Below are 15,879 nucleotides of genomic sequence, written 5' to 3' on the forward strand. Positions count from 1 at the left end.
ATGTTAAGCATCAAGAATTTGAAAGTCAGCGTGGAAGGCAACGAGATCCTCAAGGGATTGGATCTGGAGATCAAACCGGGCGAAGTGCACGCCATCATGGGCCCGAACGGCTCGGGCAAGAGTACGCTGTCCGCCACGCTGGCCGGGCGTGAAGAGTACGAAGTGACCGAAGGTGAAGTCACCTTCAAGGGCAAGGATCTGCTGGAGCTGGATCCGGAAGATCGCGCCGGCGAAGGCGTGTTTCTGGCCTTCCAGTATCCGGTGGAGATCCCCGGCGTCAGCAACCACTTTTTCCTGCAAACGTCGGTCAACGCGGTGCGCAAATACCGCGAACAGGAGCCTCTGGATCGCTTTGACTTCGCCGATTTCATCGAAGAGAAGATCGCGCTGCTGGATATGCCGGCCGATCTGCTGACCCGTTCGGTCAACGTCGGTTTCTCGGGCGGCGAGAAAAAGCGCAACGATATTCTGCAGATGGCGGCGCTGGAGCCGGATCTGTGCATTCTCGATGAAACCGACTCCGGTCTGGACATCGACGCGCTGAAGATCGTCGCCAACGGCGTCAATTCGCTGCGTGACGGCAAGCGCGCCTTTATCATCGTCACCCACTACCAGCGTATTCTGGACTACATCAAACCGGATTACGTGCACGTGCTGTCGCAGGGGCGCATCGTCAAATCCGGCGATTTCTCGCTGGTGAAACAGTTGGAGGAGCAGGGCTATGGCTGGCTTACCGACCAACAGTAATTCAAACGCGCTGCAGCAGCTGTATCGCCTGTTCGAAGGGCGCGGCGGCGAGCGTTCACCGCATGCGCTGGCGCACTGGCAGCAGGCGCTGCGGCTCGGCTGGCCGACGCGCAAGCATGAGAACTGGAAATACACGCCGCTGGAAGGCCTGCTGGAGCAGCAATTCCTCGAGCCGCAGCCCGCGCCGGTAACCGCCGAGCAGGCCGATGCGTTGGCGCTTGGCATCGACACCTGTCGGCTGGTGTTCATCGACGGCCGCTACAGTGCCGCGCTCAGCGATGGCGACCTGGGCGACTACCAGTTTGAGCTGACCGCCTACGGCACGCCGCAGGCGCTGCCGGAGCCGATCCAACCGGAGGTCTTCCTGCACCTGACCGAAAGCCTGGCGCAGGAAACCAGCCTGATCCGCCTGCCCGCCGGCAAAGCCCCCGCGCGGCCGCTGTACCTGCTGCATATCAGCAGCGGACGCGGCGGTGCCGGGGAAGTGAACACCGTGCATCATCGCCATCATCTGGAGATCGGGCGCGGGGCCGAGGCGGAAGTGATCGAACACTATGTCAGCCTGGGCGAAGCCGCGCACTTTACCGGCGCGCGCCTGACCGCCAACGTGGCGGACAACGCCGGGCTGTTGCACTGCAAGCTGGCGTTTGAGAGCCAGCCAAGCTACCACTTCGCCCATAACGATCTGGTCATCGGCCGCGACGCGCGAGTGAAAAGCGACAGCTTCCTGCTGGGCGCCGGCCTGACGCGCCACAACACCAGCGCGCAGCTGAACGGCGAGGGCGCCAATCTGGTGATCAATAGCCTGGTGCTGCCGGTGGGCAAAGAGATCTGCGATACCCGCACCTATCTGGAACACAACAAGGGCTATTGCGAAAGCCGTCAGCTGCATAAAACCGTGGTCAGCGATCGCGGCAAGGCGGTGTTCAACGGCATGATCAAAGTGGCCAAGCACGCGATCAAAACCGACGGCCAGATGACCAACCATAACCTGCTGCTGGGTAAGGTGGCGGAAGTGGATACCAAACCGCAGTTGGAGATCTACGCCGACGACGTCAAGTGCAGTCACGGTGCCACCGTGGGGCGCATCGATGAAGAGCAGCTGTTCTATCTGCAGTCGCGCGGCATCGACAAGCATGCGGCGCAGCAGATGATCATCTTCGCCTTCGCCGCCGAGCTGACCGAAGGTATTGCCAACGACATCATCCGGGAACGGGTGCTGGCGCGCATCGCCCAGCGCCTGCCGGGGGAGGCCGCATGAGTTATCCGATTGAACGCGTGCGCGGCGATTTCCCGCTGCTGGCGCGTGAGGTGAACGGCCAACCGCTGGCCTATCTCGACAGCGCCGCCAGCGCGCAGAAACCGCAGGCGGTGATCGACCGCGAGCTGGATTTCTATCGCCACGGCTATGGGGCGGTGCATCGCGGCATCCATACTCTGAGCGCCGAGGCGACTCAGCAGATGGAAGCGGTGCGGGAACAGGCGGCGCGCTTTATCAACGCCGCGTCGGCGGAAGAGATGGTGTTCGTCAAAGGCACCACCGAAGGCATCAACCTGGTGGCCAACAGCTTCGGCCGCCACCTGCTGCAGCCGGGCGACGCCATCCTTATCACCGAGATGGAGCACCACGCCAACATCGTGCCGTGGCAGATGCTGGCGCAGGAACGCGGGCTGCAGCTGCGGGTTTGGCCGCTGCAGCCGGACGGCACGCTGGATCTGGCGCGGTTGCCGGAACTGGTCGACGCGTCCTGTAAACTGCTGGCGCTGACCGAGGTGTCCAACGTGCTGGGCACCGTCAACCCGGTGCGCGAGATCATCGCTCGCGCCAGAGCCCTGGCGCCGGATCTGACGGTATTGGTGGACGGCGCGCAGGCGGTGATGCACCAACGCGTCGATGTTCAGGCGCTGGACTGCGATTTCTACGTGTTTTCCGGCCACAAGCTGTATGGCCCTTCCGGCATCGGCATGCTGTATGGGCGCCAGGCGTTGTTGCAGCAGATGCCGCCGTGGGAAGGGGGCGGTTCGATGATCCGTCAGGTCAGCCTGACGGCGGGCACCACCTTCGCCGATCCGCCGTGGCGCTTCGAGGCCGGTTCGCCGAACACCGCCGGCATCATGGGGCTGGGGGCGGCGTTCGATTACGTCGAGGCCTTGGGGCTGAATGCGATCCACGATTATGAACAGTCGCTGATGCACTACGCGCTTGAGGCGCTCAAGCAGGTGCCGACGCTGAAAATCTATGGCCCGGCTCATCGCGCCGGGGTGATCGCCTTCAATCTGGGAGAGCATCACGCCTATGATGTCGGCAGCTTCCTCGACCAGTACGGCATCGCCATCCGCACCGGCCACCATTGCGCCATGCCGCTGATGGCGTTTTATCAGGTGCCGAGCATGTGCCGCGCTTCGCTGGCGTTATATAATACCCGGGAAGAGGTGGACCGGCTGGTGGCCGGGCTGCAACGCATTCATCAGCTATTAGGCTAGGCCGGGGCGTGTCCCCGGCGGTACAAAAGGATCCCCATGGCGAATTTGCCGGACAAAGATAAATTGGTGCGTAATTTCTCCCGCTGCTTGAATTGGGAGGAGAAATACCTGTACGTGATTGAACTCGGTGCCAAATTGCCGCCGCTGGACGAGGCCGAGCGTCAGGCCGGCAACCTGATCTCCGGCTGTCAAAGTCAGGTATGGATCGTGATGCGCCGCGATGAGCAGGGGCAGGTCGAGTTTCATGGCGACAGCGACGCTGCGATCGTCAAAGGGCTGCTGGCGGTGGTGTTTATTCTCTATCGTCAATTGACGCCACAGCAGATAGTCTCTCTCGATGTGCGGCCGTTTTTCGCCGAGCTGGCGCTCAGCCAACATCTGACGCCTTCGCGCTCCCAGGGATTGGAAGCGATGATTCGTGCCATTCGCAGTAAAGCCGCGCAGCTGGCCTGAGCCTCAACCCCCCTCGACCTGGCAGACTCATTGATATCTTCGCTTTGTCAATGAGTCTTTACAATCCGCCGTTTCCCCCCAGACAGCACTCCCAATTCAGTGATATTTCAGCAGCTTATCCGTTGACGTTTCGTTGACAATCAGCGGTGGCGATTACGTTATAACGTGTTGATTTTTAGAGAACTTATTGCCTTTGATGCCAGCGTTGCTAGTATTAATCAGGTATTGTCTGATTTACCCGCCGCCGGGCGCTCGTTAGCCTTGGGGACGAACCGTCATAAAAAATATAGGGATGATAATGAAACGTGCGTTGAGTTTAATGGGCATGGTCTTCGCCACCGTACTGGCCGGCATGCAGGCCGCCAGTGCGACCGAGTACCCGCTGCCGCCGCCGGACAGCCGTCTGATCGGCGAAAACACCACTTATACCGTGCCAAACGACGGCCGTCCGCTGGAGGCGATCGCCGCCGACTACAAGATTGGCCTGCTGGGCATGCTGGAAGCCAACCCCGGCACCGACCCGTTCCTGCCTAAGCCAGGCACGGTGCTGACCATTCCGACCCAAATGCTGCTGCCCGACACCAAGCGTGAAGGGATCATCGTCAACCTGGCCGAGCTGCGTCTTTACTACTTCCCGAAAGGCGAGAATAAAGTAATCGTCTATCCGATCGGCATCGGCCAGACCGGGATGCATACGCCGCTGGAGGTGACCTCCATCAGCCAGAAGATCCCTAACCCGACCTGGACGCCAACCGCCAACATCCGCAAGCGCTATCAGTCCCAGGGCGTGACGCTGCCGGCGGTGGTGCCGGCCGGCCCTGAGAACCCGATGGGGCTGTTCGCCCTGCGTCTGGCGATGGGCCGCGGTGAATACCTGATCCACGGCACCAACGCCAACTTCGGCATCGGCATGCGCGTCAGCTCCGGCTGTATTCGTCTGCGCCCGACCGATATCGAGGCGCTGTTCAATATGGTGCCGCGCGGCACACGAGTGCAGGTGATCAACGATCCGGTGAAGGTTTCGGTCGAACCGGACGGCAAACGCTATGTTGAAGTGCACCAGCCGCTGTCGCGGGTAGAAAGCGACGATCCGCAGACCATGCCGATCACGCTGTCGAAAGCCGAGAAAGCCTTCGTTGCGGATGGGCAAACCGATCGCGCCATGTTCGATAGCGCGGTTGTACGCCGCTCTGGCATGCCGGTGTTGGTTAACGTGGGGGAGAACCCGTCTGAGGTGAGTTTAACGCCTGCAGCGGCTCCTGCGACGAATAAGAGCCCATTCAAGGGCGCGCCTATCAGTTCGGTGAACTAAGTTTGCGGGATTGAGCGGTCGAAGAGGGGTTCAGCGTGCTGAACCTCTTTTTTTTGCCTGCGGCGGGGGAAGGTTCAGGCCTGCGAGCAGGCAAAAAAAAACGGCGCACAATGTGCGCCGTTTTCAATAACCAAAGCTATCTTACTTTTTGTAAGCGTGAGCTTGGTTGTCCAGACGCTGGTTAGCGCGTGCTGCGTCGTCTTTAGCAGCTTGAACGTCAGAACGCATTGCGTTCACGTCGTTGCTCAGCTGATCAACTTTAGCGTTCAGAGTCTGAACGTCAGAAGACAGTTGATCGATTTTAGCGTTGCTAGAGCAGCCAGCCAGCAGAGTGGAACCCAGGATTACCGCGCCCAGTACCAGTTTAGTACGATTCATTATAACACCCTCTAGATTGAGTTAATCTCCATGTAGCGTTACAAGTATTACACAAACTTTTTTCGAAAGAGAATAATTTTTTAGTCTTGAGGTGCTTTATTTTGATCGTTCGCTCAAACTTGCATCTGGTTTTACAAATTAGTTAAAAAAACGAGGGAAAACAGCCGGCTTCCATGGGACAACTCCGATTTGTTATTAGCTAAATAATGAGCGATTCGCAGTTGCGTTTTGAGAAAAATAGGTTACTGCCGATAAAAAAAACGCCGCAAAGCGGCGTTTTGATCAAGGCAATTATGTCACGTTTTATATTACAGCACGTGCACCGAGGCAGTGTTGGTGGTGCCGCTCGGCACCAGCGCGCCGGAAACCATCACCACGACGTCGCCTTTCTGCGCCAGGCCGCTGGCCAGCGCGGCTTCTTTACCGATGCGGTAGAAGTCGTCGGTGGAGGCGATTTCCTTGACCATCTGCGGGATGACGCCCTTGCTCAGCACCAGCTGATGCGCGGTGGTCTGGTTGGTGGTCAGCGCCAGGATCACTGCGTTAGGGAAGTATTTACGCACGGATTTCGCTGATTTGCCGCCGCTGGTGGCGACGACGATCAGTGGCGCGTCCAGTTTCTCGGCGGTTTCAACCGCACCGCGGCACACCGCTTCGGTGATGCGCAGCTTGCGGCGATCGTTCAGGGTGTCGATGCGGCTTGGCATCACGCGATCGGTGCGCTCGCAGATAGTCGCCATGATGTTGACCGCTTCCAGCGGGTATTTGCCCTTGGCGCTCTCGCCGGACAGCATGACGGCGTCGGTGCCGTCCAGGATGGCGTTGGCGACGTCGCCGGCTTCCGCACGGGTAGGGCGCGGGTTCTTGATCATGGAATCGAGCATCTGGGTAGCGGTGATCACCACTTTACGTGCGCGGTTGCATTTTTCGATCATCATCTTCTGGGCGAAGATCACTTCTTCTACCGGGATCTCCACGCCCAGATCGCCACGGGCAACCATGATGCCGTCTGACGCTTCGAGGATTTCGTCGAAGTTGTTCAAGCCTTCCTGGTTTTCGATCTTGGAGATGATCTGGATCTGCTCGCCGCCGTGGGCTTTCAGGTGCTCGCGGATCTCCAGCACGTCAGAGCGTTTACGGATGAAGGACGCCGCTACGAAGTCGACGCCTTGCTCGCAGCCGAAGATCAGGTCGCGTTTGTCTTTCTCGGCCAGCGCAGGCAGCTGGATGGACACGCCCGGCAGGTTAACGCCTTTGTTCTCGCCCAGATCGCCGTTGTTCAGCACCTTACAGATGACTTCGTTCTCGGTCACGTTGGTGACTTCCATGCCGATCAGGCCGTCGTCAACCAGCACGGTGTTGCCGATCTTCAGGTCAGCGGCGAAGCCGGCGTAGGTGACCGCCACGCGCTCGCTGTTGCCGATCACGCTCTGGTCAGTGGTGAAGGTGAAGGTTTGGCCGGCGACCAGCGAGGCGTCTTTGCCGCCTTCCAGCTTCATGGTGCGAATTTCCGGGCCTTTGGTATCCAGCAGGATGCCGGCGTTGATACCGGTTTTCGCCATCACGGCGCGCATGTTTTTGATGCGGTTGCCGTGCTCTTCATAGTCGCCGTGAGAGAAGTTGAGACGCATCACGTTCATGCCCGCATTGAGCAGGTTGGTCAGCATTTCTTCCGATTCGGTTTTTGGACCGATGGTACAAACAATTTTGGTCTTTTTCATGGCGGAGTTTTCTACAAGTTGTGATGGATAAAAAAACGAATTTGACCGGCGCGGTTGACGCCGGTAGGGAATTTGGGCCGTGCCTGGTGGTGAAAAACATAGTTAAGGATAGGTGACGACAGTTGAAGTGGGGCGGAAAAATTCAGCCCGCGCGGGGGCGCGAGGAGGCTGCGCAACGGGGTAAGATCAAATCGTGTTGTTATTGCGTTTTCGCAGATCAAGGGCTGAAACCATTCAACTGATAGACGTTGCGCATTATAAAGGCTAAGCGGCGGGAAACAAAATAAAAAACCGCGGCGGCGCGGCGGATATGTCAAAACGCGGGCAAATGTGGCGCAAATGCAACAGGTTGCGGGCCGCTTGTTGCGCAAATAACCTTGCTGTAAATACGGCTTAGCGCGTTTGCGGGATTTCCAGCAGCACGCCGGCGCTCAGGCAGAAGCAGCCGCTGGCGACGTTGGCCGGCAGGGTCAGGCTCTCGCCGGCCCGCACCACTCGCGTGTCGCCGCCGAGCGTGAACTCGAATTCACCGGACATCACTCGGGTTTGCAGCGCGTGCGGGGGCTTTTGCAGTTGGCCAAAGGCGCCGGCCTCGAACCGCACTTCCGTCGCCGGCGCACCGTCGCTCATCACGCCTTCCCGGCGGGCAAGGCCATTGTCGAGCGGTAAAAAGGCGGTTTTGGCGGTGAAAGTGGTCATGTGGCGTTCCTGATAGCTGATGGCGGTGGCGCGACGCGAACGACATGAAAGACTCGGGCGGTCGGGCAGAGACGAAACAATGAGAAGTATAACGCGACAGGGGGAGAGATGAATCAGCAATATGGTGCGTCCGAGTGGACTCGAACCACCGACCCCCACCATGTCAAGGTGGTGCTCTAACCAACTGAGCTACGGACGCACTGCACTGCTTCTGAAATTTGGTGCGTCCGAGTGGACTCGAACCACCGACCCCCACCATGTCAAGGTGGTGCTCTAACCAACTGAGCTACGGACGCACTGTACTGCTTCAGGAATTTGGTGCGTCCGAGTGGACTCGAACCACCGACCCCCACCATGTCAAGGTGGTGCTCTAACCAACTGAGCTACGGACGCATCTTTTCCTGTCTGTCATGGCTGACAGCGGGGACGAATATTAACGAGCTACCCGCGCGCTGGCAAGGGGAAAAGCGCAATTTTATTCGGTATTTCACGCGATTGCTGAGGTTGTGCGCAGTCCGGCGTTTTTTTCCGCAAACCGCAGCCCGACCGGGGAGGAAACCGGCCGGGCTGTGGGTTCAGCGTGTGGATCGCTGCAGGATGACGGTGGTCGGCTGTTTCTGCAGCCAGCGCATGCGCAGCGCCATCATGATGGCGGCGAAGGTCAGACCGATGATAAAGCCGATCCAGAAGCCGCTCGGCCCCATCGCCGGCACCACCACATCGGTCAGCGCCAGCAGATAGCCGCTCGGCAGGCCCAATACCCAATAAGCGATGAAGGTGATGAAAAAGATCGCGCGGGTATCTTTATAGCCGCGCAGCACGCCGCTGCCAATCACCTGAATAGAATCCGAGATTTGGTACAGCGCCGCCAGCAGCATCAGCTGCGAAGCCATCGCCACCACCGCCGGGCTGTCGTTGTACAGCAGGGCGATAGGCTCGCGGAAGGTGGCGGTAAACAGTGCGGTGCAGACGGCCATGGTGATGCCGACGCCGATGGCGGAGTAAGCGGCGACGCGCGCGCCTTCGACCGAACCTTCCCCCAGACGGTAACCGACGCGAATGGTGGCGCCGACGCCCAGCGACAACGGCAGCACGAACATCAGCGCGCTGAAGTTAAGCGCGATCTGGTGGCCGGCGACCGCGACGATCCCCAGCGGCGAAACCAGCAGCGCCACCACGGCGAACAGCGTGACTTCGAAGAACAGCGCCAGCGCCACCGGCATGCCGATGCCGATCAGGCGCTTCAGCGCCGCCCAGTCCGGGCCGCCGAGATCGCCGGCCTGGCGTTTGATATCGCGCTGCGACGGCGCGCGCTTCACGTACCAGCGCATCATCAGGAACATGATCCAGTAGACGCTGCCGGTGGCGACGCCGCAGCCGACGCCGCCCAACTCCGGCATGCCGAACTTGCCGTAGATGAAAATGTAGTTGATCGGGATATTCACCAACAGGCCGAGGAAGCCGATCACCATGCCGGGCTTGGTTTTGGACAGCCCTTCGCACTGGTTGCGCATCACCTGGAAGAACAGGTAGCCCGGCGCACCCCACATGATGGCGTGCAGGTAGCCGACGGCCTTGTCCGCCAGCTGCGGATCGATGTTGTGCATCATGTCGATGACGAACTTGCAGTTATACAGCACGACGATCAACAGCAGCGAGACGCCGGAGGCCAGCCAGAAGCCCTGACGCACCTGGTGGGCGATGCGATCGCGCCGCCCGGCGCCGTTGAGCTGGGCGATAACCGGGGTCAGGGCCAGCAGCAGGCCGTGGCCGAACAGAATGGCCGGCAGCCAGATCGAGGTACCGACCGCGACGGCCGCCATGTCGGTGGCGCTGTAAGCGCCGGCCATGATGGTATCGACCACGCCCATGGCGGTTTGCGATATTTGCGCGATGATGACCGGGATAGCGAGAGCCAATAAACTACGCGCTTCAATTAAGTACTTCTGCACGCATACACCTTTCTATTTATATATGTGGGAGGGAGGGCTGCCGCGAGAGGACAACAATTAAAATAGCGGAATTTTGTCAAAAAGATTGTACCTGCTCGGCGTCGTTAAGCAAACGCCGCAGATAAATAGTTATTAAATGCGCAGGCAGCCGATTTTTGCCGCTGCGGATTTGGTTTTCCGCGCCAACTGGGGCAAACTGCCGGAAGCGTTTTAACCTATTTAGCAAGAAGAGGCACATATGTTCACCGGTATCGTACAAGGCACCGCGCCGCTGGTCGCCATTGATGAGAAACCCAATTTCCGCACCCACGTGATCGAGATGCCTGCAGAACTGCTGCCGGGGCTGGAGCTGGGCGCGTCAGTGGCCCATAACGGCTGCTGTCTGACCGTGACCGCGGTGGAAGGCAACCGCGTCAGCTTCGATTTGATCAAGGAAACGCTGCGCCTGACCAACCTTGGCGATTTGGCGTTGGGCGACATCGTCAATATTGAGCGCGCGGCAAAATTCAATGATGAAATTGGCGGGCATTTGATGTCCGGCCATATTATCTGCACGGCGGAAGTGGCCAAAATTTATACGTCGGAAAATAACCGCCAGGTATGGCTGCGCATGCCGAACGCGGAATTGATGAAATATGTGCTGCACAAAGGCTTCATCGGCATCGACGGCATTAGCCTGACCATCGGCGAAGTGGTGAATAACCGTTTTTGCGTGCACCTGATCCCGGAAACGTTGGATCGCACCACGCTGGGTAAAAAACGTCTGGGCGACAAGGTGAACATCGAGATCGATCCGCAAACCCAGGCGGTGGTGGACACCGTCGAGCGCGTGTTGGCCAATCGCGAAGCGACGCTGGCGGCGGCGATGGCGCCGGCGCACAAAGACTGACCGCGATTCTGGCGTTGCCGCCGGAATCGAATCATAAGCAGAGAGGAGAAACGCGTGAAGTTTTATGGGAAAACGTTGTTGTTAACCGCGTTGCTGGCGCTGAGCGCCTGCAGCAGTTCACCTGAGCAGGGCGCCGGCGCGCAAATGGCCGATGCGGACGATACCTGCGGCGCTTCGCAGTATCAAAACTACGTCGGCAAGCCGATGACTTCGCTGGAAGGCGTACGGATCGAATCCAAAGTGCGAGCCATTCCGTATAACTCCGCCGTTACCATGGATTTCAACCTGCGCCGTCTGAACTTCCTTGGCGATAGCAACGATAAAATTATTCGCGTTTACTGCGGTTAACCCGCAGGGTCCGAAAGCGCAAAAAAAAGCCCCGGCGATGTTGTTGCCGGGGCTTTTTTTATCGGGAAAGCGTTCAGCGGGAGACGCGAATCCCGCCTTCAACGCCTTTCGGGCTGAACACCACCTGCCAGAGCTGCAGATCGCGCGCCCGGAACGCACCGGCACAGGCGTTCAGGTAATAACTGAACATCCGCTCGAAGCGCTCGGAATAGCGCTCGGCGAGCTGTGGCCACGCCTGTTTGAAACGCTCGAACCAGGCCATCAGCGTGCGGTCGTAATCGGCGCCGATGTTGTGCCAATCTTCCATCACGAAGTGGCCTTCGCTGGCCTCGGCGATATGGCTCACCGACGGCAGACAGCCGTTCGGGAAGATATATTTGTTGATCCACGGATCGACGTTCATGTCGGTCTTGTTGGAGCCGATGGTGTGCAGCAGGAACAGCCCGTGCGGCACCAGATTGCGCTCTACCACGTTGAAATAGGTGCGGTAGTTTTTCGGCCCGACGTGCTCGAACATGCCGACCGAGACGATGCGATCGAACTGCTGATGCAGGTCGCGGTAATCCTGCAGCAGGATCTGCACATCGAGTCCGGCGCAGCGCGCCTGAGCCAGCTTCTGCTGTTCGGCGGAAATGGTCACGCCAACCACCGACACGCCGTAGTTTTTCGCCGCGTAGGCGGAGAGGCCGCCCCAACCGCAGCCGATGTCCAGCAAGCGCATGCCCGGCTGCAGCTGCAGTTTCTCGCAGATCATCCGCAGCTTCGCTTCCTGCGCCTCTTCCAGCGTGGTGGCGTCTTTCCAGTAGCCGCAGGAATATTGCATGTAAGGATCGAGCATCAGGGTAAACAGATCGTTGCCGAGATCGTAATGCTCTTTGCCGACGATCCAGGCGCGCTTTTTCGATTGCAGATTGGTCAGGCGCGCGGCGGCGATACGCAGGGTATCTTTCAGGTGGTGGGGGAGTTTTTTCTCCAGCCCGGCGCTAACCACGCGCTGGAAGAACATATCCAGCCGCTCACACTCCCACCAGCCGTCCATATAGCTTTCGCCCAGGCCCAACGAGCCTTGCTGCAACACGCGTTTAAAGAATTCGGGGTTTTTAACCTGAATATCGAAGGGGCGCGAACCGTTGATTTCAATGCCGGCCAGGCCGAGCATTTCATGCGCGATACGGTACCACTGATTGTCCTGGATACTCAGATCTTCTATACACGATGAACTCATAGCTTCTCCATCACCTTCTTCTGACTGATGACCCGTTAGGAAACAGCTTAGACAATTTCTGCGGGTGCATACGTTTACCGGCGGAAAATAGGCCCGCGGCGTCTGATATCCGACTATGAACAGAGGAAATTTTAAGAAGCTACCCGGCGCAAATGGCGCGAGATGAACGCATCCTTAAAAAGAGTGTGACGCAAGACGCGTACACAAGCGCTAATTGAGATATAAAGATTATAAGGTGTTACTTTAAAAGGTTGTTTTTGAGTATAGGCGTGCCGAGGCGTCGACTCAACTGTAAATCGCACTCGGCACGCATATTCTTTAAGTGATTATTAAGTTTGGCAATTATGACGCTGAGTTAGCATGTTCCCGCTGCGCCTTTTGCTGCGCATCGGCCGTTTTCCCCCGCTGCAGGAAATACCCCAGCGCGGCCAGAATCACCGTAGACACCATTACCGTCACCGTCGCCAACAGCGGCTGGGCAATAAACGCCGATACCAGCATGCTCGCCACAAAACACAGCCCCAGCTGCAGCGTATTTTGCAGCGCGGCGGCTTTGCCGCTGCTTTCCGGGAACGGCATCAGCGCATTCGCCACCATGATCGGGTAGCCGGCGCCATTGACCAGCGCCATCACGCAGAATGGAATCAGCAGCGTGGTGAGCGTCGGAGAGGTCAGCGTCGCCACCAGATACAGCGCCACCATGCTGACACCATAAGCTACCAGCAGCCACGGCAGCAGAGTTTTGCCATTGATGCGCTTGAGCGCGGCGCGGCAGCCGTAGCCGCCCAGCAGGAAGGCCAGCGTTTGCGGCACATAGCTCAGACCGATGTCGCTCGGGCTATAGCCCATATCGCCGAGGATGAACGGCGAACCGGTCAGCCAGGCGAAGAAACCGGCCGAGCAGGCGGCGTACATCGCGACGTTGCCGCTGAACACCGGAGATTTCAACAGTTGCCAGAAGCTGACGCCGTTTTTCGGCGCGTCGGCGGCGGGTTGCGTTTTGGCGCGCTCTTTGAGCATCAACGTCGGCAGCAGCAGCAGCGCGGTGATCACCAACAGCGCGGCGAAGATCGCCCGCCAGCTGGCGTGGTTCAGCAGCCAGGCGCCAAGCAGCGGCGCCAGCGCCGGTGACAGTGCCACCAGCGGCATAATGGTGGCGAACACGCGGTTGGCCTGACCTTCGCGGTAACGGTCGACCACCAGCGCTTGCCAGATGGCGGTGGCGGAACAGACGCCGACGGCCTGAATAAAGCGCAGGATCCACAGCTGCAGGGCGTTTTCCACCCACAGCATGCCGAGGCAGCCGAGGGCGAACAGCGTCAGGCCAATCAATAATACCGGTTTACGCCCCAGGCGATCGGAGAGCGGCCCCCACAGCAGCTGCGCGAAGGCGAAGCCGGCCAGGAAGATGCTCAGGCTGGCGCTCACGGCGCCGGCGGAGATTTGCAGTTCTTCGCGCATGGCGCCGAAGGCAGGCAGATACATATCGGTCGCCAGATAACCCAACATGCTCAGGCCGGCGAGGTAGAACATAAAGCCAAAAGAATTTCGCATGGTATTTCTCGTTAATATTTTAGTGTCGCAGGTTTTTAGCGCCGGCCAGTGTATCCGGCTGGATCTCTGCTTGTGAAACGGTAATATTTGCAAAGTGCTGTTAAAAAAATTGAAGGCAAAGCGATGTGGTCTGAATATTCACTTGAAGTCGCCGACGCGGTAGCGCGCACCGGCAGTTTCAGCGCGGCGGCGCAGGAGCTGCACCGGGTGCCGTCGGCGGTGAGTTATACCGTGCGGCAGCTGGAGCAATGGCTGGCGGTGCCGCTGTTTGAGCGGCGTCACCGCGATGTGGAGCTGACGCCGGCCGGCGCGCTGTTTATCAAGGATGCGCGAGCTGTTATCAAAAAAATGCTCGACACCCGCCGCCACTGTCAGCAGGTGGCCAACGGTTGGCGCGGCCAGCTGAATATCGCGGTAGATATCATCGTCAAACCGCAGCGCAGCCGCCAGCTGGTGCTGGATTTCTATCGCCATTTCCCCGACGTCGAGTTGATGCTGCAACCCGAGGTGTTCAACGGCGTCTGGGATGCGCTGGCGGACGGCAGGGCGGACATGGCGATCGGCGCCACGCGTGCAGTGCCGGTCGGCGGCGGTTTTGCCTTCCGCGACATGGGCTATATGAACTGGCTGTGCGTAGTCAGCCCGCAACACCCGCTGGCGCAGCTGGCGGGGCCGCTGCACGACGATCAGTTGCGGCCGTACCCTTCGCTCTGCCTGGAGGACACCTCGCGCAATTTGCCCAAGCGCGTCACCTGGACGCTGGATAACCAGCGGCGGCTGGTGGTGCCGGACTGGACGTCGGCGCTCGACTGTTTGTGCGCCGGGCTGTGCGTCGGCATGATGCCGGCACATCGGGCGCTGCCGCTGGTGCAGCGCGGTGAGCTGAAGGCGTTGCAGCTGCAGCAGCCGTTTCCAGCCAGCCCTTGCTGCCTGACCTGGCAGCAGGATAAACCGTCACCGGCGATGAGTTGGCTACTGGCGTATCTGGGCGATGGGGAGACGCTGAATCAGGAGTGGCTGAGCGAGGCGGCACCGGAAGCCGTGCAGGCTTCCGGCTCAGGGGATTAGCGGCGGTAGTCGATGAACGGACCGTCGGCGACCGAGCGGCGTTCGACCAGCTTCGGATGCACTTCGATCACCTGCGACTCTTCGCGCTTGCTGATGATGCGATCCAGCAGCATGGTGAAGGCCATTTCGCCCAGGCGTTCTTTCGGCTGATGAATGGTGGTCAGCGCCGGGGTGAAGTAGCGGGCGTTGCGCACGTTGTCGTAGCCGATCACGGAAATATCCTGCGGCACCCGCAGCCCCAGTTCGTCGGCGGCGCAGATGGCGCCCATCGCCATGATGTCGCCGCCGCAGAATACCGCAGTCGGCCGCTGTTTTTGCGACAGGATCTGGTGCATCGCCTTGTAACCGGATTCCGGCTCGAAGTCGCCCTGCACGATCCACTCTTCGCGAATGTCGATCTGCGCTTCCTGCAGCGCCTTCATAAAGCCCTGATGACGGCCGCCGCCGGTATTGCGCGACAGCTGGCCTGGGATGGCGCCGATATCGCGGTGGCCGCGTTCTATCAGGTAACGGCCGGCCAGATAGCCGCCTTCGAAGGCGTTATCGATGATGGTGTCGGTGAAGTCGCCGCGCGCCGCACCCCAGTCCATCACCACCATCGGGATGTTACGGTAGTCTTCCAGCATGCCCAGCAGCTGATCCGGGTATTCGGAACACATCACCAGCAGGCCGTCGACGCGCTTTTGCGCCAGCATCGCCAGGTAGGCGCGCTGTTTGTCCAGGTTGTTGTGCGAGTTGCACAGGATCAGGGTGTAGCCTTTGCTGTAGCAACTGTTTTCCACCGCTTCGATCACTTCGGCGAAGTAGGGGGCTTCACTCGAGGTGGCCAGCAGGCCGATCGACTTGGTGTGATTGACTTTCAGGCTGCGCGCCACGGCGCTCGGCGAGTAGTGCAGTTCTTTGATGGCGGCCCACACGGCCGCTTTGGTCTCTTCGGCGACGAAACGAGTCTTATTGATGACGTGCGAAACGGTGGTGGTGGAAACGCCCGCGCGTTTGGCCACATCTTTAATCGTTGCCATGTAAGGAATGACTCCTGAACTCACATG

15 protein-coding genes and 3 tRNA genes are annotated in these 15,879 nt (G+C 59.3%); 8 read left to right on the forward strand and 10 right to left on the reverse strand.

All coding sequences use genetic code 11. The features are described 5' to 3' along the window. From sufC to AAIE04_RS18720, 5 genes are all read left to right on the forward strand, one after another. Positions 1-747, forward strand: a complete 747-nt coding sequence (gene sufC, locus AAIE04_RS18700) for a Fe-S cluster assembly ATPase SufC (protein ID WP_004931365.1) — start codon at positions 1-3, stop codon at positions 745-747. Further along, positions 722-2,008, forward strand: a complete 1,287-nt coding sequence (gene sufD / locus AAIE04_RS18705; RefSeq protein WP_498577507.1) for a Fe-S cluster assembly protein SufD — start codon at positions 722-724, stop codon at positions 2,006-2,008. The genes sufC and sufD overlap by 26 nt, the downstream gene beginning before the upstream one ends. Then, positions 2,005-3,231 (forward strand): cysteine desulfurase SufS, encoded by a 1,227-nt coding sequence (gene sufS / locus AAIE04_RS18710; protein ID WP_498577508.1) that lies wholly within the window; start codon positions 2,005-2,007, stop codon positions 3,229-3,231. Before sufD ends, sufS begins: the two co-directional genes overlap by 4 nt. A 36-nt stretch (positions 3,232-3,267) precedes the next feature. Next, positions 3,268-3,684, forward strand: coding sequence for a cysteine desulfuration protein SufE (gene sufE / locus AAIE04_RS18715; protein WP_019455999.1), 417 nt, complete (start codon positions 3,268-3,270; stop codon positions 3,682-3,684). A 298-nt stretch (positions 3,685-3,982) separates the two neighbouring features. After that, positions 3,983-4,996, forward strand: coding sequence for a L,D-transpeptidase family protein (locus AAIE04_RS18720; protein ID WP_498577509.1), 1,014 nt, complete (start codon positions 3,983-3,985; stop codon positions 4,994-4,996). Positions 4,997-5,137: 141 nt separating this feature from the next. Here the strand turns inward: AAIE04_RS18720 and AAIE04_RS18725 are convergent, their stop codons facing one another. The 7 genes from AAIE04_RS18725 to AAIE04_RS18755 all read right to left on the reverse strand — a co-directional run bounded on the left by AAIE04_RS18725 (position 5,138) and on the right by AAIE04_RS18755 (position 9,746). Then, the gene (locus AAIE04_RS18725; protein WP_004931354.1) at positions 5,138-5,374 is read right to left on the reverse strand and encodes a major outer membrane lipoprotein; all 237 of its coding nucleotides are present in this window, start codon (positions 5,372-5,374) and stop codon (positions 5,138-5,140) included. A 308-nt stretch (positions 5,375-5,682) separates the two neighbouring features. Next, the gene (gene pykF, locus AAIE04_RS18730; RefSeq protein ID WP_063919359.1) at positions 5,683-7,095 is read right to left on the reverse strand and encodes a pyruvate kinase PykF; all 1,413 of its coding nucleotides are present in this window, start codon (positions 7,093-7,095) and stop codon (positions 5,683-5,685) included. 393 nt (positions 7,096-7,488) lie between these two features. Continuing rightward, positions 7,489-7,794: a cupin domain-containing protein gene (locus tag AAIE04_RS18735; RefSeq protein ID WP_498577510.1), complete on the reverse strand. Its 306-nt coding sequence runs from the start codon at positions 7,792-7,794 to the stop codon at positions 7,489-7,491. A 122-nt stretch (positions 7,795-7,916) separates the two neighbouring features. Then, positions 7,917-7,993 (reverse strand) — tRNA-Val (locus AAIE04_RS18740). A 20-nt stretch (positions 7,994-8,013) separates the two neighbouring features. Continuing rightward, positions 8,014-8,090, reverse strand: a tRNA-Val gene (locus tag AAIE04_RS18745). Positions 8,091-8,110: 20 nt separating this feature from the next. Beyond that, a tRNA-Val gene (locus AAIE04_RS18750) sits at positions 8,111-8,187 on the reverse strand. A 182-nt stretch (positions 8,188-8,369) separates the two neighbouring features. Then, entirely contained in the window at positions 8,370-9,746 is a 1,377-nt protein-coding gene (locus AAIE04_RS18755) for an MATE family efflux transporter (RefSeq protein ID WP_025159704.1), read from the reverse strand. A gap of 238 nt (positions 9,747-9,984) precedes the next feature. Between AAIE04_RS18755 and AAIE04_RS18760 the strand changes: the two genes are divergently transcribed. Both AAIE04_RS18760 and AAIE04_RS18765 read left to right on the forward strand, forming a co-directional pair. Next, entirely contained in the window at positions 9,985-10,635 is a 651-nt protein-coding gene (locus tag AAIE04_RS18760) for a riboflavin synthase (RefSeq protein WP_016927930.1), read from the forward strand. 54 nt (positions 10,636-10,689) lie between these two features. Then, a complete protein-coding gene (locus AAIE04_RS18765) occupies positions 10,690-10,983 on the forward strand; it encodes an I78 family peptidase inhibitor (RefSeq protein ID WP_063919361.1) in 294 nt (97 codons plus the stop codon). Positions 10,984-11,056: 73 nt separating this feature from the next. On the opposite strand, the gene cfa is transcribed toward AAIE04_RS18765, so the two are convergent. Together cfa and punC are read right to left on the reverse strand one after the other, a co-directional pair. Beyond that, positions 11,057-12,208, reverse strand: a complete 1,152-nt coding sequence (cfa, locus tag AAIE04_RS18770) for a cyclopropane fatty acyl phospholipid synthase (protein ID WP_019455993.1) — start codon at positions 12,206-12,208, stop codon at positions 11,057-11,059. A 342-nt stretch (positions 12,209-12,550) separates the two neighbouring features. Continuing rightward, complete coding sequence (gene punC, locus AAIE04_RS18775; protein WP_063919362.1) at positions 12,551-13,762, reverse strand: purine nucleoside transporter PunC; 1,212 nt, start codon at positions 13,760-13,762, stop codon at positions 12,551-12,553. Between the two features lie 123 nt (positions 13,763-13,885). Here punC and punR point away from each other — a divergent pair, with 123 nt between their 5' ends. Next, positions 13,886-14,830: a DNA-binding transcriptional activator PunR gene (gene punR, locus AAIE04_RS18780; protein ID WP_498577511.1), complete on the forward strand. Its 945-nt coding sequence runs from the start codon at positions 13,886-13,888 to the stop codon at positions 14,828-14,830. On the opposite strand, the gene purR is transcribed toward punR, so the two are convergent. Next, positions 14,827-15,852 (reverse strand): HTH-type transcriptional repressor PurR, encoded by a 1,026-nt coding sequence (gene purR / locus AAIE04_RS18785; RefSeq protein ID WP_019455990.1) that lies wholly within the window; start codon positions 15,850-15,852, stop codon positions 14,827-14,829. The two genes, punR and purR, sit on opposite strands and share 4 nt — an antisense overlap. Positions 15,853-15,879 lie beyond the last annotated feature (27 nt).

The sequence above is a fragment of the Serratia sp. Ae19-1 genome (assembly GCF_059801225.1).